Origin of the sequence: Streptomyces canus 299MFChir4.1, from assembly GCF_000383615.1 — a bacterium.
Lineage (GTDB): Bacteria > Actinomycetota > Actinomycetes > Streptomycetales > Streptomycetaceae > Streptomyces > Streptomyces canus_C.
Window position 1 is genome coordinate 1 of sequence record NZ_KB911690.1, and the last position, 1,736, is coordinate 1,736.

1 pseudogene is annotated in these 1,736 nt (G+C 67.8%); it reads right to left on the reverse strand.

Annotated features, from left to right (window positions below):
• Positions 1-50: 50 nt before the first annotated feature.
• Positions 51-1,681: pseudogene (locus H293_RS52465) on the reverse strand (ISAzo13 family transposase).
• Positions 1,682-1,736 lie beyond the last annotated feature (55 nt).

Here is a 1,736-nt window from a genome sequence, read left to right on the forward strand (position 1 = left end):
GGGGCTTGATTCTGAATAACTGTCAGGGTTGATCTTCCGGATGGTCCTCGTCAGGCAGGCGAACTCGAAGCTGTTCGAGGGTCCGGGCGGGCGACCCAGGCAGCGGTGTAACGGCGATGCGATGCAGGTCCAGGAGCCGGTGCCCGTCTTGGAACTGGTTGGAGAGGTTGGTGCGGGTAACGCCCAGCAGCTGGGCCAGAAGGGTGCTGGTGATCGCCCTGCGTCGGCGTAAGACCGCTGACAGGAGGCGGTGGTAGTGATCCAGGCTGCTGGTCTGCGGGTGGAGGTAACTGCGCGGACGGTGGAAGCGTCGTTGGAAGGCCGCTTCGGCCAGGGCGTCCCAGTACGGCTCCGAGACTGCCACCAGGCGTTCGAAGTCGGACCGCGGCATGCCGGTCAGGGCCGGATTGCTGAGCATCGTGGTCAGGTCAGGGGCGATCCGCCGGGCGGTCGCCGGCGTCTGTGGCGTTCGGGGAGGAACTGGCGCCAGGGTGTAGTTCCAGTCGCCGTGGAACGCGTCGGGCGTGATTGGCAGGGCCTGGAACTCGGCGGCGGTCACCGTGGTGCCCAGGCGGTAGCTGCCGGTGTCCAGCTCGGCGCCGATGGTCAGGCCGGTGTGTGTGGTCGTCGCGGCGATGGTTTCGATGACGACCTGGTAGCTGGTCAGTGGCCGCCCGCGCCAGTTCGCGGTGATGTGGCAGAACATTCGGTGTTCTATTTTGTTCCATTTCGACGTGCCCGGCGGAAAGTGGCAGACCGTGATCTCCAAGCCGCTCTCCAGGGCGAAGGCGGCCAGGTGTTTCTTCCAGGTCCAGCGGCGGGGATCGTTCGAGCCGCCGGCGTCGGCGGTGATCAGCAACCGGGTTGCGCCCGGGTGGTGCACCTGTCCGCGGCGCTGCCACCAGCGGCGTATGGACTCCACCGCGAACTCGGACGTGTCGTGGTCGGTCCCGACGTTGACCCAGCCGGTGTTGGTGGCGATGTCGTAGATCCCATACGGGATGGCGACGGGCTGGTCGCTGGTGGTGAAGGTGTGGCAGTCGACTTTGACCGGGTCCTTGACCGGCCGCCAGGTGCGACCGGGCCGGTCTCGGTTGCCGAGCCATTCCTTGGCCTTGGTGTCGACGCTGATCACCGGCTGGCCGTCATCGAGGTAGGCGGTGGCCGTGGCGTTCAGGTGGGTGAACTGGGCGTCGCGGTCCGGATGGCTGGCGCCCTCGGTGGTCTTGACGGTGCCCTGCAGGCTATAGCCCAGGCCGTGCAGCAGGCGCCCGACGGTTGCGGCACTGACCGGATGGCCCTGCGACGTCAGAGCCGCGGCCAGGGCCCTCAGGGACAAAGTGGTCCATCGCAACGGGGAGACGGGATCTCCCCGGGTGTGCGGCTCGATCAGCGCCTCCAGAGCCGCCAGCAGGCCGGGGTCGGTGACCGTCAACGGCTTGCGGCCAGCTCCTGCAGCCCGGGCCCGCCGCGTCGGTACCGGGTCCCCGGCCAGCTCGGTGACGCCACGCGCGACGGTCGCGGAACTGGCCCCGGAAGCGGCAGCAACCAGAGTGATCCCGCCATGGCCGATGGCCACGGCCTCGCTCGCCAGGTAGAGACGACGGCGGCGCTCGTCGAGATGCGGCAGGATCCGATCGAACTTGGCCCGTAAGGCGGAGACGGGCGGACGCACTGTCATGGTCCACCGTCCCACCAACTCCACCCGAACGAGCACTAATTGAAATACAAGCCCC